Below are 22,082 nucleotides of genomic sequence, written 5' to 3' on the forward strand. Positions count from 1 at the left end.
CGTGACACAAGGCGGCGCCGCCCCTGCTTCGATCAGCACCGAACGCCTGATCTTGCGCCCCTTGACCCCCGACGACGACGGCGCGCTCCTGCGGTTCCGCGGCCACCCGGAAGCCGTGCGCTATCTCTCCCACCAAGCCTTCAGCGCCGAAGAGAACACGGCCAGGCTGCGGAAGATACTCAACAGTGCTGCTGCGTCCACCGCGGAGTGGTTCAACGTGGGTTGGGCGATACAGCTCCGAGGAAGCGGGGAGGTCATTGGCGACGGCCGGACCTGGAACTCAGACGCTCCTCCCGCACCCGGCAGGATCCCGGCCCACGCGGCGAGCCTCGGCTACATCCTGCACCCGGATCACCACGGGCTGGGCCTCGGCAGCGAGGCTGCAGGCGCCCTCGTGGAATGGTTGTTCACGGTCCGGGCAAGCAGGACGGTGTTCGCCGGGGTCTACGAACCGAACCTGCCCTCACGCCGGCTGCTGGAGAATCTGGGATTCCGGCCCGATCGCTACTTCACCGCGGCCGAGGACACTGCGGGCAAAAAACTCCCGTCGTGGCGGTACCGGCTCGACCGGCCGGAGCTGCCCGACCGGCTCGACTGAGTGGGTGGGCGATGGACATGCTCAACGGCCCCTGCCCCGAATGGACATAGAGTGCCCGGAAGCGCCCGGGCCTGTCTGGCATTCGGTCACAATTAAACTCCGGGACGCCCGCGGCGATAAACTTGCCTCAGAAGCAGCCGTCGCGCCGACTGGCCGCGCTGTTTGGTTGCTTCGCCCAGAACCCCGATGATCCAGTGAGGGTGCGCGCATGAGTTTGCCCACTACCGAAGTCCACCCCGGACCGCAGCCGCAGCCGCTGCCCGCGATTCCTGCCGCCACCAAGCACCTCGTCGTGAAGAAGTTCGGCGGTTCCTCCGTGGCGGACGCGGAAGGCATCAAGCGCGTTGCAAGGCGGGTTGTGGACGCCCACAACGCAGGTGACGAAGTCGTCGTCGTCGTCTCGGCAATGGGTGACACCACCGACGAGCTCCTCGATCTGGCCGGCCAGGTGACCGATTCGGCCCCGGCCCGCGAGATGGACATGCTCCTCTCCGCCGGCGAGCGCATTTCCATGGCCCTGCTCGCGATGGCGATCAACAAGTACGGCGCGTCCGCCCAGTCCTTCACCGGGTCCCAGGCAGGCATGATCACCGACGGCATCCACGGCAAGGCCCGGATCATCGACGTCGACCCGCACCGGATCCGCACCGCCCTCGACAAGGGGCACATCGCGATTGTTGCCGGCTTCCAGGGCATGAGCCGGACCACGAACGAGATCACCACGCTCGGCCGGGGCGGTTCGGACACCACGGCGGTGGCGCTGGCGGCAGCCCTCGACGCCGACGTCTGCGAGATCTTCACCGACGTTGACGGCATCTACACTGCGGACCCGCGCGTTGTCCCGTCGGCACGGAAAATCGACAGCATCTCCAGCGAGGAAATGCTGGAGCTCGCCGCGTCCGGCGCCAAGATCCTGCACCTGCGCTGCGTGGAATATGCGCGCCGCTTCGGGGTGCCGCTGCACGTCCGTTCCTCATTCAGCCAGAACGAAGGCACCTGGGTCCTGCCCAGCGCCGATGACAAGATCACGATTCAAGAGGGAGTTGCCTTGGAGCAGCCAATCATCTCCGGCGTTGCACACGACCGTTCCGAAGCCAAGGTCACGGTGGTTGGCGTTCCGGACATCCCCGGCAAGGCTGCGGCGATCTTCCAGGTCATCGCGGACGCCCACTCCAACATCGACATGATTGTCCAGAACGTCTCCACCCACGGCACCGGCCGGACGGACATCTCCTTCACGCTGCCCATCGTCGAAGGCGCCGATGCCCTGGCCGCCCTCCGCGCCGCCCAGGCCGAAATCGGCTTCGAGAGCATCGAATACAACGAGAAGATCGGCAAGCTGTCCCTGATCGGCGCGGGAATGCGCTCGCACCCGGGCGTCTCGGCACGGTTCTTCGCGGCGCTCTCCGAGGCCGGGATCAACATCAACATGATCTCCACCTCGGAAATCCGCATCTCCGTGGTAACCCATGCCGATCTGCTGGACGACGCCGTGCGCGCCATCCACAAGGCGTTCGACCTGGACAGCGAGGACGAGGCGACGGTCTACGGCGGCACGGGCCGCTAACGGATTCCAGAGCAAAACCTGAAAAGGGAGCGGCGGTTGCCGCTCCCTTTTCCGTACCAGTGTGGCTTGGTTGTCAGACCTGTTCTTTCGGCAGGTCTTCCCGGCGGACTGCGTAATGGTGCCCCTGGGAGTCGGTCTCTACTTCGAAGCCGGCGAGATCAGTCTCCGAGGCGTGCTCGTAGTCATCGTGCTTGTGCACGACCGGTGCGGAGTAGTCCCCCCGCGAGGCAGGGCCAAACAGGAACCGCACCCAGGCTGACGGGTGCAGGCGCCGGCTCAATGCAGCCTTCCTCAGCGCATGTGCCATATTTCCCACCCCCTCTCCTGCTGACGGGCCACGTCCTGCTAAATGGCCATCTGGAACAGCGGTGGCGCGGGCGGCGCCAGTGACCCAATTTTACGCCCGACGGCGCCAAAAGGCGCGGCGGGCTTGGGCGGGAAAAGGCGGCCGCCGCGCGGCCCGGGGACGGCCAGACAGCGGCGCGTGGCGGGCCAACGTCCGCGGCCCAGCCCCAACCCTTAGCGCAGCGACTTGTCCTCGGGGTTGCGGGGCACCACGTAGGTGCTGCCGTCCGGCCGGTGGAGGGTCTCCCACTGCTGGGTCTCGGCCTGCCGCTGGGCCAGCAGCTGGCGGTTCTGCTCGCTCATCTCATGGCCGAGCGAGGTCCGGCTGGCCGGTCCAAAGATTGCCCGCAGCTTACCGGTGGCCCGCATGAACCGCTGGGCGGTGTTGTCCTTCGCCATCGCTTCCAAGACTCCTTCGTACGAGTGGGTTCCATCAGTGTACGCTAATAATTAGTGCACTAACTATTTGAAGGAGGCTCTATGACCGACGTCATCGCAACTCCCGGAACCCCCGTCGCGGACGAGGATCTCCTGCTGGAACACCAGCTCTGCTTCGCCCTGACCGTCGCATCGCGCAGCGTGGTGGGCGCCTACAAGCCCGTGCTCGACAAGCTGGGGCTCACGCATCCGCAGTACCTTGTGATGCTCTGCCTCTGGGAGTCCAGCCCCCGGTCCGTCCGAGACATCAGCGACGCCCTCGCCCAGGAACCGGCCACGATTTCGCCGCTGCTCCGGCGGCTCGAAGCGGCGGGTTACATCACTAGGCAACGCGCCGAGGGCAACGAGCGCAGCCTCGCCGTCCGGCTGACCCCGGCCGGCGCAGCACTGCGGCAGCAGGCGACGGCGGTCCCGGGCACCATGATGGCCCTGCTGGGCTTGAACCGGGAGCAGGTGGGCGAACTGCACGGCGCCATGATGCGGCTCATCGCCGCCACCCGGTCCGCAGACGGCGGCGCTGCCGGAAGCTAGGGTACTTCCGGCCCGGCACCCCGAGGCCCTGCGGCGCTAGAATGAGGCTGAGACCGAGGAGAAGAGCCCATGCGCAAGAACCAGATTCCCACAGCGCTCATCTTGATGACGGCCGTCGGACTGGCCGCCTGCTCACCAGGCGGCGGACCGGCCCCGAGCCCCTCGTCCACCGGCCCCGCGTCCGCCTCCGCCTCGTCGCCGGGCGGCACCCCCTCCGCCGACACCGAAACCACCGCCCCGGCGCCCTCGCCGTCGGCCGAGGCCCCTACCGCGGGGCCTGGGCAAGGCAACGCCGAGCTGGCCATCATGATCAAGCCCTCCGAAACTGCCAAGGCCGTCAGCTACACCCTGGTCTGCAAAAACGGCGTTCCCGCGGCAGAGAGCAAGCACCCCACGGCCGCTGCCGCCTGCGCCGCCCTGAAGAAAAACGCGGCGCTCCTCAGCCCCTCGCCCCGGGCCACGAACCAGGCATGCACCCAGCAGTACGGCGGCCCCGACCAGGCGACGGTCACCGGCTCGGTGGACGGCAAGGCGGTCGAATCCAAGTTCAGCCTGCGGGACGGCTGCGAGATCGCCCAGTGGAAGGCAGCCAAGGACATTCTGGGCTCAACCGGAGGGGCTGTCTAAACTGCAGCACCTTCCGCAGGACGATTGGCTTGCGCGCGAAGCCGCCCACCAGCAGCGCGTCCGCACCTACTCCGATCCCTACCTCGCCCGCCGCTCGGCCGGCCAAAAGCACCCGGTGGAGGACTTCCTCTTCACCTACTACACCCAAAAACCGGGCCAGCTGCTGCGCTGGCACCCGGGCGCCGGCGTCGTGCTGTCCGGGCCGGCCGCAGCGGAACGCTCCGGTTGGAAGTACTACCGCACTCCCGACGCCGACGAGCTCGCCGCCGCAGGGCTGGCGCCCGGGACGGACGCAGTGACCGTCGACGTCCGCCGGTTCCTCAGCGAGCGGCGCGACGCCGTTCAGTTCGCCGGCATCATCCTGGCGGGAACGGCCGCGCGGCCGGCGCAGTTTGGCTGCTTCGGCCTGCACGAGTGGGCCATGGTCTACCGGCAGGACAAGTTCGAACTGCGGCACGAGTACCTCAAGCTGCGGCTGGGTTCCGAGCAGACGGACCGGGTGGTCGAGGACAACCGGATCCGCTGCTCGCATTTTGACGCGTTCCGTTTCTACACCCCGGACGCCGTGCCGCTGAACACCCTGGAGCCGAGCCGCGAGAACCAGCGGACCATGGAACAGCCCGGCTGCCTGCACGCCAACATGGACCTCTACAAGTGGGCGTACAAGCTCGCACCCGCACTGCCCAGCGAGCTGGTCATGGACTGCTTCAAGCTCTCCTGGCGGATCCGGGCGATGGACATGCAGGCGTCCCCTTACGAGCTGAGCGAATGGGGCTACCCGCCGATCCGGATCGAGACGCCGGACGGCAAGGCCGAATATGTGGAACAGCAGCGGGCCTTCGCCGACACGGCCCAGGAACTGCGCCGGCGCCTGCTGCACGAGCTCACTCCGCTGCTGACGGCCGCAGCCGCCGACTCACCTCTTACCGCGGCACAGGAAGGACGCCCATGACTGCCAACCACGGAACTGCCAGCCCCGGAGCGGGCAGCCCGCACGACGTCGACCTCACCATCCGCCTGACGGAGGCCCCCGGCGCGCCGGAGTACAGCTTCCACCTGGTGTCCGACGACGGCGGCGGTCCGTCCGCTGCGTCCACCCTGCCGGACCCCGCTGCGGCGCTCGAAGCCCTCCGCCTTCACGGTGAGGAGGTCTTTTTCCCGCAGCCCGGCCCGCCCCGGCTTTGCACCCAGCAGTACGGTGGCCCGCAGGTGGCCGTCGTCACCGGGCGCTTCCGGGGCCGTGATGTCCACAGTGAATTCAGCCGCACCGACGGCTGCGAGATAGCCCGGTGGCGTGCCATGGCTCCGCTGCTGGGCGGCACCTCGGGCTCCACTGGCGCCACCTAAAACGGCGCCACCTAAGAACGGCGCCACCTAAGAACGGCGCCACCTGAGAACGGCGCCAGGCAAGAACAAACCAAATAACAGCGATGGCCGGCGGTGAAAACCGCCGGCCATCGCTGTTATTTGGTGTTCAGCCGCCTAGAGGGCGTTGTTCCGGACCTGCGCCGGGCCCTGGTTCATAACGGTGGCGGGAGCCCCTGCAGCAGGAGTAACCGTGGTGGCGCCCGCCGGCGTCACGACCACGCTGACGAACGTCGGCTCGCTGGCGCCGGCGAAGGTCACCCGGCCGATGTACGAACCAACTGCGAGCCCGGTCCAGTTGAGCGTGAGCTTGCCGGCCTTGCCGTTGGTCAGCTTCAGCGGGTTCGGCGAGAGGGTCGCGTTGCCGACGTTGGCGCCGAGCACTGCCGCATCCACGGAGGCCTTGCGGGCCTTGCCGTCCGGGCTGGAGTACAGGTTCGCGTAGATCGTGTACTTGCCAGCGGCCGGGTTAGCGACCGACAGAGTCTCGCTGGACGAGGACGTGGCAACCTGCTCCACGCCGCGCGGAGTGACAACCCACATGTCGAAGTCGGAGTTCGGGTCAGAAGAGAGAACCGAGAACTTCGCCAGCGGCACCCCGGCCGGAACCTGGACGGTCTTGACGAACGTCGAGGCATCCGCGAGGCCCGCGAACGGGCCCGGGACCAGTTCGACGGCGGAGGAATCCGCCTTCGACAGGCCGTCGAGGGTCATGCTGGTGGCGCCGTTCGTGCCGGAGACAACGTTGATGTCACCGGAACCGGTGGCGGACTGGGTGGTGAAGGTGACATCCTTCGGGGCCACCACGGACTGCGGGCGGACCGAGATGGGTGAGGAGACGGTCTTGCCTGCGCCCCGCCAGGTCAGCGAGCCCATGGCGAACTTGCCGAGCGCCGCGCCCTGGTTTTCGAAGCTGACCTTGAAGGTGCGCTTCTCGCCGGCTGCCTTGAAGTTCAGTGCGGCCGGAGCCACGCTGACCTTGATGCCGGGGACATTGGCCGTGACCTTGTACACGCCCGGGGTGAGTGCGGTCACCGTGCGGGTGACCTCGATCTTGCCCGTCAGGTTGCCCAGCGCGAAGGACGGGACGTTCATGTCCCGCGGCTTGGTGCTGCTCGGCAGCTTCAGGTTGACGCCCGTGCCCTGGATGAACTTCATGTAGTCCTCGATGCCAGCGTCGTAGATCAGGCCGGGATCAACCATCCGGGCCGGATCGACTTCGCCCGCGCCGGTGGCGTGGACGTCGGGGTCCTTGGACCCGTCGGCGAGCTTGACGTCGGAGGCCGTGGTCATCATGGCGGACTTCACCGCGGCCGGCGACCAGTTCGGGTTCTTGCCCAGCAGCAGGGCGCCGAAGCCGGCGACGTGCGGGGAAGCCATCGAGGTGCCGGACATGAAGCCGAACTTGGCCCCACCCTCGGCGATGGGCGACACACCTGCGAGAACGGCGACACCAGGAGCGGCGACGTCGGGCTTGAGCAGGTCAGAGTCGGTGGCCAGCAGCGGACCGCGGGAGGAGAAGCCGGCAATCTGCGGCTGGGCCTCCAGCGGCAGGCCGGTGGTGTCCTTGTTGACCAGTGAAACCTTGATGTCCGGGGTAGCGGTGACCTTGGCCTTGATGGCTGCGGTGGCCGGAGGGTTCACGTGCACGGTCGGGACCGAGTGCTGGTCAGCGTCCAGCGAGGAGTTACTCAGGTTCACCAGGATCATCCCGACGCCGCCGCCGCGCTTGACCTCGGCGCTCTTGGCGACGCGGTCAAAGACACCGCGGTCGCAGACAACAACCTTGCCGGCAACCTTGGCCGGGTCCAGCGTGTCAGGGCCGCACAGCGCCGCGTTGGCGTCTCCGGCCTTGGCCGCAGCGTTGGCTGCCAGCACGACGCCGGCGTCCTTGACTTCGCGGTTCATGATGCTGGCGCCGCGGAACTTGGTGCCGTCAGCGAATTCCACCGTGCCCTGGAGCTCCTGGGAGAAGCTGCTGGCGGCGACCGTGGTGACCCACGGCGCGCCGTGGTTGACCGTGCTGGCGGTGGGCCCGGAGTTGCCGGCCGAAGCGGCAACGAAGATGCCGGTCGCGGCCGCGTTCAAGAAGGCCACCGACACCGGGTCGATGACGGAGGTCGCGGAGCCGGAGATGGAGTAGTTCAGGACGTCGACGCCGTCCTCGATGGCCTGCTCGACGGCAGCCACGGAGGAGGAGCTGTAGCAGCCGCCCGTGTTCGGATCGGTGTCTTCCCAGCAAACCTTGTAGACGGACAGCTTCGCGGCGGGTGCGATGCCGCTGGTCAGGCCGAAGCTGCGGCCGTCAACGAAGGTCTCGACGTTCTTGTTGCCGGCAGCCGTGCTGGCCGTGTGGGTTCCGTGGCTGGCCACGTCCACCGGAGACAGCTGCTCCTCCGGGGCGCGGTCACCGGCCGGAACGTAGGTGAGGAAATCATCGGCGAAGTAGTGCGCGCTGAGGACCTTGGAGTTGCAGGCGGAGCCGTCGAAGGACGCACCGGTTCCGGTGCCCTTCTGGCACTCGCCGGTGAAGGTCTCGCCGTCGGCCTTGAGCATGGCGATCTTGCCGTCCGCGGTGCGGTAGGGCACCCCGACGACGGGGGCGCCGACGAGCGGCTTAACCTCATCGCCGGCGAAGAAGGCACTGTCCGGCGTGTAGCCGGTGTCGATTACGCCCACGACGACGCCCTTGCCGGCAGCATCCTGACCGCCGAACTTGGTGTTCCACGTCCCGTTGGGGCCGCTGAGCTTGAGGAAGTCGGTACTGGAATAATCCGGAGCGTTCTCCGTGTCGGGGGCCACCGTCAGGACGCTGGGGTCCTTGGCGAGCTTGACGGCCTGGTCCGTGGTGAGGGTGGCGCTGAAGCCGTTGACCGCAGCGGAGAACTGGCGCTGGATCTTGACCTTCTGCTTGCCCGCGACGTCCTCCTGCTTCTTCTCCAGGTGGGCGCGGTATTTTTTGACCTCGGACTTGTTGGTGTCGAGCTTCTTGCCCTTCGCGGGCTTCGTGGCGGGCAGCCCGCTCGTGCCGCCGTCGTAGGTGGCCGCCGGCTCTTCGGCCAGCAGGACGATGTAGCGGCCGTCCGGGTAGTTAGCGGGGTCCAGATTTTTCTGCGCGATTTCGGCGACGGTGGATCCCTGCGCCGGCGCCGCGGTGGCGGGCGCAATGGCGACTGTTGAAAGGAGAACCGGCAAGCCCAGGGTCAGTGCCACGGCCCTCCGGAGTCCCCCGCTTCGAAGGAAGCTCTTTCCTGGTGATTTCACGAGTGATTTGAACCTTTCAGAAGGAACGGTCCCGGCGCCATTGCCGGGGACGAGGGCTGGTTCGGGTGCGGGATCAGGAGTTGACTCTCGCCCCCAGCGGATACCAGCCGATTCATACAGTACAGACTGAGAGCCAAATATGACATAGACCACAGAGGGCTAATCGAAATTAGTCACATCGCTCGACAATCGACACGGTTCCCGGGGCATGGCAAAGCCGGGGCGGCGACGCCGCCCCGGCTTTAAACGGGAAATTAAGGGGGGCTGCTGGGCCCCGGCCGCACCGGCAGGCTACTGCCGGGGTGTTCGGACAACCTCGCTGATCCAGGCCCGCGTCTTGTCATCAAGGGGTCTGGCCACCTTGCTGGACCTGGCCGCCCGGTCCGCCTTGATCTTCTGCAGCACCATCCGGCCAAGGCCCGCGAAGACGGCGGCGGCCATCACGGGAAGCAGCACGGATTTCGATTTCTCAGCCATGCGGACATCCTACTGAGCGCACCCAGCCGAGACCATAGCCACCCGGGATCCGGGCAGCCGCCAGTGCCGCCCGGTCACGAATGCGGCGTGGTGCACGCCGCCCGGTAGAATAGGCATGCAAGCTCGCGGAGCGCCCGCATCACGCTGTCCACCACAGCGGATCGGCGTGAGACGGCACAACTCCGCTGCGCCCTTACCCAATGCTCACGCACAGGAGTTGCCGGATGCCCCGGATCGTTGTCGACGTCATGCCCAAGCCCGAGATTCTCGACCCGCAGGGGAAGGCCATCGTGGGTGCGCTGCCCCGCCTGGGCTTCACCGCTTTCAGCTCTGTCCGCCAGGGCAAGCGCTTCGAACTGACCGTTGACGGCGAGGTGACCGAGGAGATCCTGGCCCAGGCCCGGAACGCCGCGGAAACCCTGCTCTCCAACCCGGTCATCGAAGACGTCGTCAACGTCGAGGTCGTCGAGGCCTGACATGACTGAACTTCCCCTGATCGGCGAGGCCGTTGCCGTCGCCGCACACCCCCAGCTCGCGGGGGCGAGGATCGGCGTCGTCACCTTCCCGGGCACGCTCGACGACCGCGACGCCGCCCGCGCCGTGCGCCTGGCCGGCGCCACCCCGGTGGCGCTCTGGCACGCCGACACCACCCTGGGCGACGTCGACGCCGTCGTGATCCCCGGCGGTTTCTCCTACGGCGACTACCTGCGCGCCGGCGCCATCTCGCGCTTCGCGCCGCTGATGGCCAAGGTCATCGACGCGGCCAACTCGGACGCCAAGCTGCCGGTCCTCGGCATCTGCAACGGTTTCCAGATCCTCACCGAGTCGCACCTTCTGCCCGGCTCGATGATCAAGAACGACCACCTGAAGTTCCTGTGCCGCGACCAGGTCCTGCGGGTCGAAAACAACACGACCGACTGGACCCGGGATTACGCCGCCGGCCAGGAAATCACGGTGCCGCTGAAGAACCAGGACGGCCAGTACATCGCGGATGAGAAGACCCTCGACGCGCTGGAAGCCGAGGGCCGCGTGGTGTTCCGCTACGTCGGTTGGAACCCGAACGGCTCCCGCCGCGACATCGCCRGCATCTCCAACGCCGCCGGCAACGTCGTCGGCCTCATGCCGCACCCCGAGCACGCTGTCGAGCCGGGCTTCGGTCCGGAGGCCGGCTCCGGCACCGAGGGCCTCGGCTTCTTCACCTCTGTCCTGAACAAGATCGTGGGAGACAACAAATGACGGACACACCCGCAGTGGCGGCGCCCGCGGAGACCGCCAGGAAGTTCAACATCGACACCGTGGAGAACGCGGCCCGGACCCCGGACACCGAACTCCCCTGGGCCGAGCTGGGCCTGAAGCAGAACGAGTTCGACGAGGTGGTCAAGGTCCTCGGCCGGCGCCCGACCGGCGCCGAGCTCGCCATGTACTCGGTGATGTGGAGCGAGCACTGCTCCTACAAGTCCTCCAAGAACCACCTGCGCCAGTTCGGCGAAAAGGTGACCGAGGAGATGAAGAAGGACATGCTCGTCGGCATCGGCGAGAACGCCGGCGTGACCAACCTGGGCGACGGCTGGGCCGTGACGTTCAAGATCGAGTCGCACAACTCGCCGTCCTTCGTTGAGCCCTACCAGGGTGCCGCGACCGGCATCGGCGGCATTGTCCGCGACATCATCTCGATGGGCGCCCGCCCGGTGGCCGTGATGGACCCGCTGCGGTTCGGCGCGATCGACCACCCGGACACCGCCCGCGTCATGCACGGCGCGGTGGCCGGCATCGGCGGCTACGGCAACTCCCTGGGCCTGCCGAACATTGGCGGCGAAATGGTCTTCGACTCCGTCTACCAGGGCAACCCGCTTGTCAACGCCCTCGCCGTCGGCGTCATGCGGCACGAGGACATCCGCCTCGCCAACGCCTCCGGCAAGGGCAACAAGGTGGTGCTGTTCGGTGCACGCACCGGCGGCGACGGGATCGGCGGCGCCTCGGTGCTCGCCTCCGAGTCCTTCGACGACACCAAGCCGTCCAAGCGCCCCGCTGTGCAGGTGGGCGACCCGTTCGCCGAAAAGGTCCTGATCGAATGCTGCCTCGAACTGTTCAAGGGTTCCCTGGTTGAGGGCATCCAGGACCTGGGCGCGGCCGGCATTTCCTGCGCCACGTCCGAGCTCGCCTCCAACGGCGACGGCGGCATGGAAGTGGAGCTCACCTCCGTGCTGCTGCGCGACCCCACGCTGACCCCGGGCGAGATCCTGATGTCCGAGTCGCAGGAACGCATGATGGCCGTCGTCACCCCCGAGAACATCGCCGCGTTCGAAGCGGTCATGGACAAGTGGGCCGTGGAGTACTCCTGGCTGGGCGAGGTCACCGACACCGGCCGCCTCATCATCACCTGGGACGGCGAAGTGATTGTCGACGTCGACCCGCGCACCGTGGCCCACGACGGACCGGTCTACGACCGTCCGTTCGCCCGGCCCGAGTGGCAGGACACGGTCCAGGCCGACGCCTTCACCGGCTCCGTGCAGGACAGCGGCCGTCCCGCGGCCCCCGCGGAACTGGCATCGGCCGTCACCGAGCTCGTCGCCTCGCCGAACATGTGCTCCAAATCCTGGATCACCGACCAGTACGACCGCTACGTCGGCGGCAACACCGCCATGGCGTTCCCGGACGACGCCGGCGTGGTCCGGGTGGACGAGGAAACCGGGCTCGGCGTGGCACTGGCCACCGACGCCAACGGCCGCTACACCTACCTCGATCCGTACCACGGCGCGCAGCTGGCCCTGGCCGAGGCATACCGCAATGTGGCCACCGCCGGCGCCGTGCCGATGGCCGTCAGCGACTGCCTGAACTTCGGCTCCCCCGAGGATCCCGACGTCATGTGGCAGCTCGCCGAAGCGATCCGCGGCCTGTCCGACGCCTGCATGGTGCTCGGCATCCCGGTCACTGGCGGCAACGTCTCGCTCTACAACCAGACCGGGACCACGCCGATCCACCCCTCCCCCGTGGTGGCTGTGCTCGGCAAGCTGGACGACGTCGCCCGCCGCACGCCCTCGGGCTGGCGCGAAGACGGCCAGGCCATCTACCTGCTGGGCACGACCGCGGCGGAACTGGACGGCTCGGAATGGTCCAAGCTGCGCGGACACCTCGGCGGCCTGCCGCCCAAGGTTGACCTCGCCGCCGAGCGCGAGCTCGGCGAAATCCTGATCAACGCCTCGCGCGACGGCATGGTGGACTCCGCCCACGACCTCTCCGAAGGCGGCCTCGCGGCGGCCCTCGTGGAGTCCGCCTTGCGCTACGGCGTCGGCGCCCGTATCTCGCTGCAGGACGTCATGGACCGCGACGGCGTGGACCTGTTCTCCGCCCTCTTCTCCGAGTCCCAGGCCCGCGCCATCGTGGCGGTGCCCCGCTCGGAGGAAATCCGGTTCAAGGACATGTGCACCGCCCGAGGCTTCGAGCACGTCCGGATCGGCGTCGTCGATGCCGAAAGCGGCACGCTGGAAATCAACGGCGTCGACCCGCTGCGCCTGGACGCACTCCGCGAAGCCCACGAGGGGACGCTGCCGAAGTACTTCGGCTAGTCCCCACCGCCACCCTCGCCTCGCAAGCTCGGCCAGGGAACCCTGGCGGCGTGGGCCCACCCCGCCATCGACTGCTCCGTAACTGCCCTTTTGAGCCCTCAAAACGGCGGTTACGGAGCAGTCGTTTTGGTTTTACCCCCGGGGCGCCAGCCGGCCTGGATGAGCGCGGTCCGGACCTTGGCCACCGCGGCCTTGGCGTCATCGCCCATGTGGCGCTTGGAGATCCTGACCTCCGTCCAGCCGAGCGCCGTGTAGCGCTCCGACCTGGATATGTCGCGGACGATCTGTCCCTCATCGCCGTGGTGTTCACCCTCGTACTCGACGCCGACCCGGTACTTCCGGAAAGACAGGTCGGGTTCGTGGTGGTTCATGCCGGCGTCGTCGATGATCGGCACGTTCAGCTCCGGTTCCGGCAGGCCAGCCCGGACGAGAGCCAACCGCAGCAAGGTCTCCTGCGGCGAATCCGATCCGACGCGGATCAGCTCTAGCGCCTCCCGTGCCTTGCGGATCCCGCGTTTTCCGCGGTGGCGGTCGATCATCCGCTGCAGATCCCCGATGTTGCACAGCGGCAGATCCCTGCCATCGAACTCACGCCGTGGCACCCGGACGCAACTGTCGCCGGCCACTACGAGTTCGTCAACGGTCAGCATTTCGGCCAGGTCCAGCCAGGTGCGCTCAGGGGTGGTGAGCGGAATTCCGTCCAGAACGGTGATCTCGTCGTCGTAGAGCTTCATCCGGTGAACGATGACGTGCGGCCGGTTGAGATGGGCCGCACCTTCGGGCCTGATCACGTGGTACATCCCGGGTGCCTCCTTTGCTCGACGCGCCGGAAGCGAACCAAGCTCCGCCGCTGTGAGGTGCGATGCGGCGCACCGCTCATTGACCTCGATGAAAGGCCGCACACAGACGCTCAGCGGAAGGCCCGGCGTCGGGTCCGCGGAACGAATGCCTCTGCCCAGTGCGGCGAGCGAGCGGTGGCGGAGCCTCTTGGGCGACACCCCCGCGTCCGAGGCCTCAGCAGTGGTGAAGGGAYGGCCCCGGAACTCAGCCGGCAGTGGACGTGCGGTTTTCATGGCTTCATCAGAGCAGAAACGCGCCGGGGTCGCTGAAGTTATCCACACCGCCCGATCGAGTGCTCCATAAGTGCCGTTTTGACGCTCCAAAAGGGCACCTGTGGAGCAACCGACGGGGTGGGGGTCAGTCGTCGCTGCGGAGTTCACGCTGCCGGGCGCTGAGCAGCTCAAGTTCCGGCCGGGCGGCCATGAAGCGTCCGACGGCGGCAAGCACCTCGATCAGATGCGCCCGGTCCGCCGCGACGAGCCCGACGCCGATCACGGTTCGCCGGTACTGGTCTTGCAGTCCGGCCTCGGTCACGGACACCTCGAAGCGTCGCTTGAGCTCGGCCAGCACCGGTCGGACCACGGAGCGCTTCTCCTTCAGGCTGTGCACGTCGCCCAGGAGGACATCGAATTCAATCCAGCCGATCCACATGCCCACATTTTCCCACCCATTGCTCCCCACCGGCTCCCTTTTGGGGTCTCAAAAGGGCCGTTACGGAGCAATCGATTGCCGGGTAGGCCGGCCTAGATGGTAAGTTCGCCCATCCGGTCCCAGCCTTCGCCGTCGAGCTGGCGGCTGATGATCCGGGGCGTTTCGGCCAGGGCCTGCGGCATGTCGGCCATGGCCTGCTTGAAGTGGGCGCTGTTGACGTGGTCGCCCGCGGCGTCGTCCTTGAAGGCCTCGACCAGGACGAACTCGTTGGGGTCTTCCACGCTGCGGGACCAGTCGAACCACAGGTTGCCGGGCTCCTGCCGGGTGGCCTGGGTGAAGTCCTCCACGAGGCCGAGCCAGCGCTCGGACCAGTCGGGCTTGACCTTGAATTTAACGACGATGAAGATCACGGCTGGGCCTTTCGGTGGGGGTAGATCGGTCTTCCATTCTTACAGTTCGGGGCGTCGCTCAGCAGGCGTCGATTGCCTCCCGGGCGCGTTCCTGCTGCTGCGGCGTGCCCACCCGTTCGGCCCACTGCTCGGCAAGCTGGAACTCGACCATGGCCTCGGCGCATCGCCCGGCCTCGTGCAGGGTCCAGCCGAGGTTGTTGTGCAGCGCCACCATCCAGCGCCGGGTCCGGGCATCCTGCACCGTGGACGCGTACTCCAGGGCGCTGCGGGTCCACGTCTCGGCATGCGCGGCGTCAGCGATCGCCAGCATGTGCAGGGCGTCGACGGCCAGAAAATCTTCGCCGAGGTGGTCGGCAAGTTCGGCGGCCTGCTCGAACAGCGGAACCGCCATCTCCGCGTGGCCGCTCGAGTTCAGCACCCGGCCCCGCTCCAGCAGCACCCGGACGGCCACCGTGGGCTCGTCGCCGTCGATGCCGTCCAGCAGTTCGTCGGCTTCCTCGTAACGGCCCTGCAGCCCGATGGCCCGGCCCAGCTGCGTGGCGAGCTCGGCCCGTTCGTCGTCGTCGAAGTTCGGATCCTCAAGCGCGGTACGGAAGCGGGTTTCCGAAAGCCCGGGATCGTCAAAGTTCCAGAATCGGTCAAGGGTCTGTTGATTCAGCATTCTCTGCTCCTCTCAGTTCACACCTGCGGCCAGTTCTTGCGCACTCCTAAGGTATCGGGAAGTGACCAGCCGGCGCGCCCGCGCCGTGATGGCGCCGCCGGCAGCATAGAACCAGTTGGCGGGAACACCGAAGGCGGTGATCTTGATCAGCACCAGGCCCTGTTCGTCGAGCGAAATTTCGAACGATTCCTCGCCGCGGACCGGATGCCCGGGCAGGGTCCCGTAGCCGAAACCCGCCGATTGCGGGCCGCCGCCGGGGAGGGGCCGGCGCACCCACACGACTTCACAGGGCGCGTTGATCCGGAACGGCCCGACGCCGAAGCCGCTCACCACCCGCGTCCCGGGGTACACGACGTCGGTCTCCGCGCGGACGCGCAGCCCGGCCCGCTTGTGCAGCTGCCACGTCAGCAGTCCCTGCACGGCCCGGCGGTAGGCCGCCTCGCCGTCGCCCACATAGGCCTGGCTGACGAGGCATTCGATCCCGTCCGGCAGCGGACCGCCCTCGGTGGCCCCGATCCCCGGATAGTTCAGTTCGCCGGCCGCGATCCGCGCCGTCACGGCTGCGCCTCCCCGCGGGCGAGCCGGGCCCAGCCGAGCTGCTCCTGCTGGCGGCGGCTCAGGGTGGCGACCACGAGGTCGTAGGAGTCCTCCACCATGTCGCGGATCATGGAATCCGGCAACGAACCGTCCAGCCTGACTCCGTTCCAGTGCCGTTTGTTCAGATGCCAGGCGCCGGTGATTTCGGGGTGCGCGGCCCGCAGCTGTTCGGCGAGCGCGGGTTCGCACTTCAGGCTCACGGCGAGCTCGGCCGCGTCCAGCGCGGACAGCGCGAACATCTTGGCCTCGTGCCGGGCCCCGCCGGGGATGGCGGCGCGGACCTTGAAGACGGACGTCTCGGGCCCGAAGGGATAGTCCTCGAAGGCGCCGGGAAAGGTCAGGCAAATCCCGCGGAGTGCTGCTGCGTCCATGCTCCCAGCCTAGCCGGGCCGGCGGCGCCCGTCAGAGGCCGAGGCGGGGCGCTTCCTGGGCGGGGCAGGCGTTCATGACCACGTCCAGGCCTGCAGCTTTAGCACGTGCGGCGGCCGCTTCGTCGATGACGCCCAACTGCAGCCAGACAGCCTTCGCTCCGGCGGCGATCGCGTGGTCCACCACATCCCCCACCTTGTGCGAATTCACGAAGCAATCCACGACGTCGATCGGCTGCTTCGCCGCCGGAATGTCCGACAGCCTGGCGTAGCCCGTCTCGCCGTGCACCGGGTCCGCCGGGAGGTTGACCGGGATGATCTCCATGCCGAGCCGATCGCGGATGTACAGGGAGGTGTCGTAGGCGGCGCGCCACTCGTTGGTGGTCAGGCCTACGATCGCCCACCTGCCCTTCGTGCGCAGGAGCCGTTCGATAACCGCGGGGTCGTTCACATGGGTCATCTGCCCAGCCTACGTCCCGCGAGGGGCGGGGCCGGGGCGCAACGGGCCGGCCCGGGGCGGCAGTCCGAACAATCGGCGGGAACCCGGCGCAAAGCTGGGAGGTGTCCGAATATTACGCGCCTGATTTGGGGAAAATTCGCACTTCCGCTTTAGTGGGTAATGACCATCCCGAGCGGCCGAGAGACCTGGATCGATGAAGCCGCAGCAACCCTGGTCGTCGGAGTTCCTCCCCGGAACCCGCCGATAGCAAGGTAGCGAGCCACGGGAACGGCCGGACTGACCACCCGGACCGGAGGCTCGTTCCGTAGGGTGCTACTGCCAGGACCGATGGAGTATCCCTATGTCTGCTGTCCTGTCCCCCTCCGCGCCGGTTGCGTCCGCGGACGCCTCCGTTCACGACGCCGAACGCTCGGCGGCCCTGCCGGTGTCTTTCCGCGCCCTGCGCCGCACCTTCGGTACCGGCAGCGAGGCGCACACCGTGCTCCGCGACGTAAATTTTGACGTCCGGGCCGGTGAAGTCCTCGCCATCCTGGGCACGTCCGGCTGCGGCAAGTCCACCCTGCTGCGCGCCGCCGCCGGCCTCGACGCCCCGAGCTCCGGCACCGTCGAAATCGACGGCGTCCCGGTCCAAGGCATGGATGCCCGCTGTGCTTTCGCCTTCCAGGAGCCGCGCCTGCTGCCATGGCACACGCTCCAGGCCAACATCGCCATCGGCTTGCCCACCGGCGTCAGCGCCAAGGACGGCAAGGCCAAGGTCGCCCGGCTCCTTGAGCTCGTGGGCCTGCGGGACTTCGCCAAACACCGGCCGCGCGAGGTCTCCGGCGGCATGGCCCAGCGCGCCTCGCTGGCCCGGGCCCTGGCACGCAACCCGGGCGTGCTGCTGCTCGACGAACCCTTTGGCGCCCTCGACGCCCTGACCCGGATCAAAATGCAGGACCTGCTGCTGGAGGTCCACCGGGCCGAGCCGACCACAGTGCTGCTGGTGACCCACGACGTCGACGAAGCCCTTCAGCTCGCCGACCGCATCATCGTCCTCGGCAAGGATCCCGTTCCGGAATCCGGCGACCCGACCGCCGCGCCGGCGCCGGGTGCGACGATCGTCCGCTCCGTCGTCGTCCCCGGCGGACGGCCCCGGGACCGGGCATCGGCGGAACTGGCCCGAATGCGGGCCTCGCTTCTGGCCAGCCTCGGCGTCGACGGCCACTAGCCCCAGCTTCTTCCGCTGCCCCAGGGCCGGACGCGCGCAGCATGAGCTGCCGCGCCCACCCGCCCAACGTTCTTCTCCTCTTCCGCACCCGCTCGCACCGTTCTCAAAGGAACCTTCATGCCCTTCCGCACAGCCGCCACCCCTAAACCCACCCGCCGTTCGCTCCTCACCGCCGCCGCCGTTTCCGCCGCCCTGACCCTCACCGGCTGCGTCGCCGGCGAAGGCTCCGGCCAGGCTGCCGCCGGCTCGGCAGGCGGCGCGGCGGCAAGCAACACGCTGAACATCGATTTCGCCACCTACAACCCGCTCAGCCTCGTGATCAAGAAGAAGGGCTGGCTGGAGTCCGCCCTCAAGGACCAGGGCGTCACCGTCAACTGGGTCCAGTCCGCCGGGTCCAACAAGGCCAACGAAGCGCTGCGCTCCGGCGCGATCGACGTCGGCTCCACCGCCGGTTCCGCCGCCCTGCTGGCACGGGCGAACGGTTCGCCGATCAAGGCCATCGACATCTTCTCCCAGCCGGAGTGGGCAGCCCTGGTGACCAAACCCGGCAGCGGGATCACCAAGGTCGCCGACCTCAAGGGCAAGTCCGTGGCCGCGACCAAGGGAACCGACCCGTACTTCTTCCTGCTGCAGTCCCTGTCCGAGGCCGGCCTGTCCGCGAAGGACGTCACGGTGCAGAACCTGCAGCATGCCGACGGCCGCACCGCGCTGGAAAACGGCTCCGTTGACGCCTGGTCGGGCCTGGACCCGATCATGGCCGGAGCGGAGCAGAAGGGCGCCAAGCTCTTCTACCGGAACCTCTCCTTCAACACCTACGGCTTCCTGAACGCCACGGAATCCTTCCTGAAGGACAAGCCGAAGCAGGCGCAGGCTGTCGTCAATGCCTATGAGAAGGCCCGCGCCTGGGCGGCCGCGAACCCGGGCGAGACCGCGCAGATCCTGGCCGACGCGGCCGGGCTGGACCTGGCCGTCGCCAAGACCGTCGTGCTGCAGCGCAGCAACCTCGACGTCGACCCGGAACCGGGTGAAGCCCAGCGCAAGGTCCTCGCGAAGATCGGCCCGAGCTTCGTGGAGACCGGGGACGTGAAGAGCCAGAAGCAGATCGACGACGCCGTCGGCTCGCTCCTCGATGACTCGCTGGTGAAGAAGGCGGATGCCTCCGCCATCAAGGATTCCTGATGACACGCCTCGGAATCCCCACCCTCACCAGCAACAATGTTGCGGACGGGCGCGCTGCAGCCGTCCCCGCAACTCCAGCAGACGCCGCCCGGCCGGACTCCCCCGAAACGGGCGCAGGCGGCTCCCCAGCGAACGGATGGTCCCCCGCCGGGATCCTGGCCAACGGCTGGGCGCGTCTGCTCCTTGGATTGATCATTCCCGTTGCCGTGCTCAGTGCCTGGCAGCTCACCACGGCCGCCGGAGTGTTCAGCGCGGTCCAGCTTCCGCCGCCAGGCATGGTCATGGAGGCCGGCCTGGACCTGCTCCAGCGCGGGCAGCTCGGCCAGCACATTGCGATCTCCACCCAGCGCGTGCTGATCGGCTTCGCGGCCGGGGCGGCACTGGGACTCGTATTCGGGTCACTGGTGGGCCTGTCCCGGTTCGCCGAGGCCCTGCTTGCGCCAACAATTGGCGCGCTCCGGGCCGTGCCGTCGCTCGCCTGGGTGCCGCTGCTGATCCTCTGGATGAAGATCGGCGAGGACTCCAAGATCACGCTGATCCTGATCGGCGCGTTCTTCCCGGTCTTCACCACGGTTTCGCTGGCCCTGCGCCACGTGGACCGGAACCTCGTTGAAGCCGCGCGGGCGTTCGGACTCAAGGGCATAAAGCTGCTGACCACGGTCCAGCTACCGGCCGTCGTGCCGGCCGTGTTCTCCGGGCTCCGGCTCGCCCTGGCCCAGGCCTGGCTGTTCCTCGTGGCGGCGGAATTGATTGCCTCCTCGATGGGCCTGGGCTTCCTGCTCACGGACTCGCAGAACAACGGCCGCACGGACCGGCTCCTGCTCGCCATCGTGCTGCTCGCCGTGATCGGCAAGATCACCGACGCCCTGCTGGGACAGGCGGAGAAGTGGGCGGTGAAACGATGGGCGTAACCCTGAACGAAACCGCAACGCCGGCCCCGCGGAGCAATGCCCCGGATACAGACGCCGAACGCATCGCATTCTGGGAAGCGGCCGCCCTGCGGCTGGACTGGGAACAGGCGCCCGGCGAATCTTCCAGCACCGAGAAGCCCTGGCACACCGCACACCGGTTCCTTCCGGCGGACCCGGAGGCCGGGACGGGACCGGAGATCAGCTGGTTCGACGGCGGGAAGCTCAACGTCGCCTACAACTGCGTCGACCGCCATGTAGCGGCGGGACGCGGGGACAAGGTGGCGCTGTACTTCGAGGGCGAACCGGGCGACCGCCGCACCATCACCTACGCGCAGCTGCAGCGCGAGGTGGCCCAGGCCGCGAACGCCCTGCTGGGCCTCGGCATCGGCAAGGGCGACCGCGTGGTCATCTACCTTCCGGTGATCCCCGAGACGGTGGTCATCACCCTGGCCGTGGCCCGGATCGGCGCCATCCACTCGCTCGTCTTCGGCGGCTTCTCCGCAGAAGCCCTGAAATTCCGGGTGGAGGACACCGGTGCCAAGCTGCTGGTCACCACCGACGGGCAGTTCCGCCGCGGCGTGGCGGTCCCGGTGAAGGGGAACGCGGACGCCGCCGTCGCCGGGGACAACGCGATCGAGCATGTGCTCGTGGTCAACCGCACCACAGCGTCCGAAGATTTGGACAGCGTCCCGATGACCGCAGGCCGCGATGTCTGGTGGCACGACGCCGTCGGGCGGGCCTCCGATGTCCACGAAGCCGAGGCGTTCGACGCCGAGACGCCGCTGTTCATCATGTACACCTCCGGGACCACCGGGAAGCCCAAGGGCCTGGTCCACACCTCCGGCGGCTACCTCACGCAGGCGTCGTGGAGCTTCGAGCACCTCTTCAGCAATCCGGATCCGTCCCTCCGCAACCAGGACGTGCACTGGTGCACGGCGGACCTCGCCTGGGTCACCGCCCACACCTACGAGCTTTACGGTCCGCTCTCCAACGGGGCCACCCAGGTGATCTTCGAGGGCACCCCCAACACCCCGCACCCGGGCCGGCACTTCGAAATCATCGAGCGCTACCGGGTCACGCAGTACTACACCGCGCCCACCCTGGTCCGCTCGCTGATGGGCTGGTTCCCGGACGGCGTACCCGCAGGCTACGACCTCTCCTCGATCCGCCTGCTCGGCACCGTCGGCGAAGCCGTCAACCCTGAAGCCTGGCGCTGGTTCCGGGACAACGTGGGCGCCGGCACCGCTCCGGTGGTGGATACCTGGTGGCAGTCCGAGACCGGGGCCACCATCCTCTCCCCGGCCCCGACGGACACGGTCTTCAAGCCCGGCTGCGCAGCACGGCCGCTGCCGGGCGTCGGCACCCGGATCGTGGACGAGGCGGGCGACACCGTTCCGCCCGGAGTCCAGGGTTTCATCGTGGTGGACGCCCCCGGCCCCGCCATCGCCCGGACCGTGTGGGGCAACCCGCAGCGCTACTACGACTCGTACTGGCGCCAGTTCGCCGAACAGGGCTGGTTCCTCGCCGGCGACGGCGCCAGGTATGACGACGACGGCGACATCTGGATCCTCGGGCGGGTGGACGACACCCTCAACGTCTCCGGGCACCTGCTCTCCACGATCGAGATCGAATCGGCCCTCGTGTCCCACCCGGACGTGGTGGAGGCCGGGGTGTGCCCCGTCGCGGACCCGAAGACCGGCCACGCGATCGTGGCGTTCGTGGTCCCCACCCGCCCCCTCCCCTCGCAAGCTCGGGCAGGGAACCCTGCGGGCGTGGGCCCAAACTCGCTGGCCGAGGAGCTGCGCAACCACGTGGCGAAGGCGATCGGGCCGATCGCGAAGCCGCGCGACGTCGTCGTCGTCCCCGATGTGCCGAAGACCCGCAGCGGGAAGATCATGCGCCGGCTGCTGACCCAGCTGTTCGAGGGAAGCCCCCTCGGCGACACAACCTCGCTGCAAAACGAACCATCCATCGCGGACATCCAGGATGTCCTACGACTCCGAAACACCCAGAAGTAAGG

The 22,082-nt window shown here is 67.9% G+C and carries 24 protein-coding genes; 13 read left to right on the top strand and 11 right to left on the bottom strand.

Annotated elements, in window-relative coordinates:
- Position 1 precedes the first annotated feature (1 nt).
- Both AC1DK9_RS10920 and AC1DK9_RS10925 read left to right on the top strand, forming a co-directional pair.
- Positions 2-598 carry a GNAT family N-acetyltransferase gene (locus AC1DK9_RS10920; RefSeq protein ID WP_476915935.1) on the top strand — a complete coding sequence of 199 codons (597 nt, stop codon included), beginning with the start codon at positions 2-4 and terminating at the stop codon, positions 596-598.
- A gap of 208 nt (positions 599-806) precedes the next feature.
- Positions 807-2,165 (top strand): aspartate kinase, encoded by a 1,359-nt coding sequence (locus AC1DK9_RS10925; RefSeq protein WP_476861096.1) that lies wholly within the window; start codon positions 807-809, stop codon positions 2,163-2,165.
- 73 nt (positions 2,166-2,238) lie between these two features.
- On the opposite strand, the gene AC1DK9_RS10930 is transcribed toward AC1DK9_RS10925, so the two are convergent.
- Both AC1DK9_RS10930 and AC1DK9_RS10935 read right to left on the bottom strand, forming a co-directional pair.
- Positions 2,239-2,472: a hypothetical protein gene (locus AC1DK9_RS10930; RefSeq protein ID WP_476861097.1), complete on the bottom strand. Its 234-nt coding sequence runs from the start codon at positions 2,470-2,472 to the stop codon at positions 2,239-2,241.
- Positions 2,473-2,684: 212 nt separating this feature from the next.
- The gene (locus tag AC1DK9_RS10935; protein WP_476861098.1) at positions 2,685-2,909 is read right to left on the bottom strand and encodes a hypothetical protein; all 225 of its coding nucleotides are present in this window, start codon (positions 2,907-2,909) and stop codon (positions 2,685-2,687) included.
- Positions 2,910-2,990: 81 nt separating this feature from the next.
- On the opposite strand from AC1DK9_RS10935, the gene AC1DK9_RS10940 reads away from it, so the two are divergent.
- The 4 genes from AC1DK9_RS10940 to AC1DK9_RS10955 all read left to right on the top strand — a co-directional run bounded on the left by AC1DK9_RS10940 (position 2,991) and on the right by AC1DK9_RS10955 (position 5,453).
- Complete coding sequence (locus AC1DK9_RS10940) at positions 2,991-3,479, top strand: MarR family winged helix-turn-helix transcriptional regulator (RefSeq protein ID WP_476861099.1); 489 nt, start codon at positions 2,991-2,993, stop codon at positions 3,477-3,479.
- A gap of 69 nt (positions 3,480-3,548) precedes the next feature.
- Entirely contained in the window at positions 3,549-4,106 is a 558-nt protein-coding gene (locus AC1DK9_RS10945) for an SSI family serine proteinase inhibitor (protein WP_476861100.1), read from the top strand.
- Positions 4,099-5,058, top strand: coding sequence for a 3-methyladenine DNA glycosylase (locus tag AC1DK9_RS10950; RefSeq protein WP_476861579.1), 960 nt, complete (start codon positions 4,099-4,101; stop codon positions 5,056-5,058). The genes AC1DK9_RS10945 and AC1DK9_RS10950 overlap by 8 nt, the downstream gene beginning before the upstream one ends.
- Positions 5,055-5,453 carry a subtilase-type protease inhibitor gene (locus AC1DK9_RS10955; protein WP_476861101.1) on the top strand — a complete coding sequence of 133 codons (399 nt, stop codon included), beginning with the start codon at positions 5,055-5,057 and terminating at the stop codon, positions 5,451-5,453. Before AC1DK9_RS10950 ends, AC1DK9_RS10955 begins: the two co-directional genes overlap by 4 nt.
- 135 nt (positions 5,454-5,588) lie before the next feature.
- Here the strand turns inward: AC1DK9_RS10955 and AC1DK9_RS10960 are convergent, their stop codons facing one another.
- Positions 5,589-8,684, bottom strand: a complete 3,096-nt coding sequence (locus tag AC1DK9_RS10960) for a S8 family serine peptidase (RefSeq protein ID WP_476915936.1) — start codon at positions 8,682-8,684, stop codon at positions 5,589-5,591.
- 342 nt (positions 8,685-9,026) lie between these two features.
- The gene (locus AC1DK9_RS10965; RefSeq protein WP_476861103.1) at positions 9,027-9,212 is read right to left on the bottom strand and encodes a hypothetical protein; all 186 of its coding nucleotides are present in this window, start codon (positions 9,210-9,212) and stop codon (positions 9,027-9,029) included.
- Between the two features lie 224 nt (positions 9,213-9,436).
- Here AC1DK9_RS10965 and purS point away from each other — a divergent pair, with 224 nt between their 5' ends.
- The 3 genes from purS to purL are packed head-to-tail and all read left to right on the top strand — an operon-like array spanning position 9,437 to position 12,778.
- Entirely contained in the window at positions 9,437-9,688 is a 252-nt protein-coding gene (gene purS, locus AC1DK9_RS10970) for a phosphoribosylformylglycinamidine synthase subunit PurS (RefSeq protein WP_011690410.1), read from the top strand.
- 1 nt (position 9,689) lies between these two features.
- The gene (gene purQ, locus AC1DK9_RS10975) at positions 9,690-10,448 is read left to right on the top strand and encodes a phosphoribosylformylglycinamidine synthase subunit PurQ (protein ID WP_476915937.1); all 759 of its coding nucleotides are present in this window, start codon (positions 9,690-9,692) and stop codon (positions 10,446-10,448) included.
- Entirely contained in the window at positions 10,445-12,778 is a 2,334-nt protein-coding gene (gene purL, locus AC1DK9_RS10980) for a phosphoribosylformylglycinamidine synthase subunit PurL (protein ID WP_476915938.1), read from the top strand. The genes purQ and purL overlap by 4 nt, the downstream gene beginning before the upstream one ends.
- 110 nt (positions 12,779-12,888) lie before the next feature.
- Here purL and AC1DK9_RS10985 read toward each other — a convergent pair whose 3' ends face one another.
- From AC1DK9_RS10985 to AC1DK9_RS11015, 7 genes are all read right to left on the bottom strand, one after another.
- Positions 12,889-13,851 (bottom strand): hypothetical protein, encoded by a 963-nt coding sequence (locus AC1DK9_RS10985; RefSeq protein WP_476915939.1) that lies wholly within the window; start codon positions 13,849-13,851, stop codon positions 12,889-12,891.
- 124 nt (positions 13,852-13,975) lie between these two features.
- Positions 13,976-14,269, bottom strand: a complete 294-nt coding sequence (locus AC1DK9_RS10990) for a DUF503 domain-containing protein (protein WP_476915940.1) — start codon at positions 14,267-14,269, stop codon at positions 13,976-13,978.
- Positions 14,270-14,361: 92 nt separating this feature from the next.
- The gene (locus AC1DK9_RS10995; protein ID WP_476861108.1) at positions 14,362-14,679 is read right to left on the bottom strand and encodes a putative quinol monooxygenase; all 318 of its coding nucleotides are present in this window, start codon (positions 14,677-14,679) and stop codon (positions 14,362-14,364) included.
- A gap of 58 nt (positions 14,680-14,737) precedes the next feature.
- Positions 14,738-15,340, bottom strand: a complete 603-nt coding sequence (locus AC1DK9_RS11000) for a hypothetical protein (protein WP_476915941.1) — start codon at positions 15,338-15,340, stop codon at positions 14,738-14,740.
- A 12-nt stretch (positions 15,341-15,352) separates the two neighbouring features.
- Positions 15,353-15,898, bottom strand: a complete 546-nt coding sequence (locus tag AC1DK9_RS11005) for a DUF1990 family protein (RefSeq protein WP_476915942.1) — start codon at positions 15,896-15,898, stop codon at positions 15,353-15,355.
- Entirely contained in the window at positions 15,895-16,308 is a 414-nt protein-coding gene (locus tag AC1DK9_RS11010; RefSeq protein WP_476915943.1) for an MmcQ/YjbR family DNA-binding protein, read from the bottom strand. Before AC1DK9_RS11010 ends, AC1DK9_RS11005 begins: the two co-directional genes overlap by 4 nt.
- 31 nt (positions 16,309-16,339) lie before the next feature.
- The gene (locus AC1DK9_RS11015) at positions 16,340-16,765 is read right to left on the bottom strand and encodes a CoA-binding protein (protein ID WP_476915944.1); all 426 of its coding nucleotides are present in this window, start codon (positions 16,763-16,765) and stop codon (positions 16,340-16,342) included.
- A gap of 340 nt (positions 16,766-17,105) precedes the next feature.
- Between AC1DK9_RS11015 and AC1DK9_RS11020 the strand changes: the two genes are divergently transcribed.
- From AC1DK9_RS11020 to acs, 4 genes are all read left to right on the top strand, one after another.
- Positions 17,106-17,972 carry an ABC transporter ATP-binding protein gene (locus AC1DK9_RS11020; RefSeq protein WP_476861113.1) on the top strand — a complete coding sequence of 289 codons (867 nt, stop codon included), beginning with the start codon at positions 17,106-17,108 and terminating at the stop codon, positions 17,970-17,972.
- Positions 17,973-18,089: 117 nt separating this feature from the next.
- Entirely contained in the window at positions 18,090-19,151 is a 1,062-nt protein-coding gene (locus tag AC1DK9_RS11025) for an aliphatic sulfonate ABC transporter substrate-binding protein (RefSeq protein WP_476861114.1), read from the top strand.
- Positions 19,151-20,062 (top strand): ABC transporter permease, encoded by a 912-nt coding sequence (locus tag AC1DK9_RS11030; RefSeq protein ID WP_476861115.1) that lies wholly within the window; start codon positions 19,151-19,153, stop codon positions 20,060-20,062. The genes AC1DK9_RS11025 and AC1DK9_RS11030 overlap by 1 nt, the downstream gene beginning before the upstream one ends.
- Positions 20,053-22,080 (top strand): acetate--CoA ligase, encoded by a 2,028-nt coding sequence (gene acs, locus AC1DK9_RS11035; RefSeq protein WP_476916099.1) that lies wholly within the window; start codon positions 20,053-20,055, stop codon positions 22,078-22,080. Before AC1DK9_RS11030 ends, acs begins: the two co-directional genes overlap by 10 nt.
- The last annotated feature ends 2 nt before the right edge of the window (positions 22,081-22,082 follow it).

It is taken from the genome of Arthrobacter sp. 01T414 (assembly GCF_056398965.1).

Bases quoted from the DNA above. Each gene is read 5' to 3' on its own strand.
- AC1DK9_RS10925 (WP_476861096.1), top strand. From the start codon at position 807: ATGAGTTTGCCCACTACCGAAGTCCACCCCGGACCGCAGCCGCAGCCG.
- AC1DK9_RS10930 (WP_476861097.1), bottom strand. From the start codon at position 2,472: ATGGCACATGCGCTGAGGAAGGCTGCATTGAGCCGGCGCCTGCACCCG.
- AC1DK9_RS10935 (WP_476861098.1), bottom strand. From the start codon at position 2,909: ATGGCGAAGGACAACACCGCCCAGCGGTTCATGCGGGCCACCGGTAAG.
- AC1DK9_RS10940 (WP_476861099.1), top strand. From the start codon at position 2,991: ATGACCGACGTCATCGCAACTCCCGGAACCCCCGTCGCGGACGAGGAT.
- AC1DK9_RS10945 (WP_476861100.1), top strand. From the start codon at position 3,549: ATGCGCAAGAACCAGATTCCCACAGCGCTCATCTTGATGACGGCCGTC.
- AC1DK9_RS10955 (WP_476861101.1), top strand. From the start codon at position 5,055: ATGACTGCCAACCACGGAACTGCCAGCCCCGGAGCGGGCAGCCCGCAC.
- AC1DK9_RS10965 (WP_476861103.1), bottom strand. From the start codon at position 9,212: ATGGCTGAGAAATCGAAATCCGTGCTGCTTCCCGTGATGGCCGCCGCC.
- purS (WP_011690410.1), top strand. From the start codon at position 9,437: ATGCCCCGGATCGTTGTCGACGTCATGCCCAAGCCCGAGATTCTCGAC.
- purL (WP_476915938.1), top strand. From the start codon at position 10,445: ATGACGGACACACCCGCAGTGGCGGCGCCCGCGGAGACCGCCAGGAAG.
- AC1DK9_RS10990 (WP_476915940.1), bottom strand. From the start codon at position 14,269: ATGTGGATCGGCTGGATTGAATTCGATGTCCTCCTGGGCGACGTGCAC.
- AC1DK9_RS11000 (WP_476915941.1), bottom strand. From the start codon at position 15,340: ATGCTGAATCAACAGACCCTTGACCGATTCTGGAACTTTGACGATCCC.
- AC1DK9_RS11010 (WP_476915943.1), bottom strand. From the start codon at position 16,308: ATGGACGCAGCAGCACTCCGCGGGATTTGCCTGACCTTTCCCGGCGCC.
- AC1DK9_RS11015 (WP_476915944.1), bottom strand. From the start codon at position 16,765: ATGACCCATGTGAACGACCCCGCGGTTATCGAACGGCTCCTGCGCACG.
- AC1DK9_RS11020 (WP_476861113.1), top strand. From the start codon at position 17,106: ATGTCTGCTGTCCTGTCCCCCTCCGCGCCGGTTGCGTCCGCGGACGCC.
- AC1DK9_RS11025 (WP_476861114.1), top strand. From the start codon at position 18,090: ATGCCCTTCCGCACAGCCGCCACCCCTAAACCCACCCGCCGTTCGCTC.
- AC1DK9_RS11030 (WP_476861115.1), top strand. From the start codon at position 19,151: ATGACACGCCTCGGAATCCCCACCCTCACCAGCAACAATGTTGCGGAC.
- acs (WP_476916099.1), top strand. From the start codon at position 20,053: ATGGGCGTAACCCTGAACGAAACCGCAACGCCGGCCCCGCGGAGCAAT.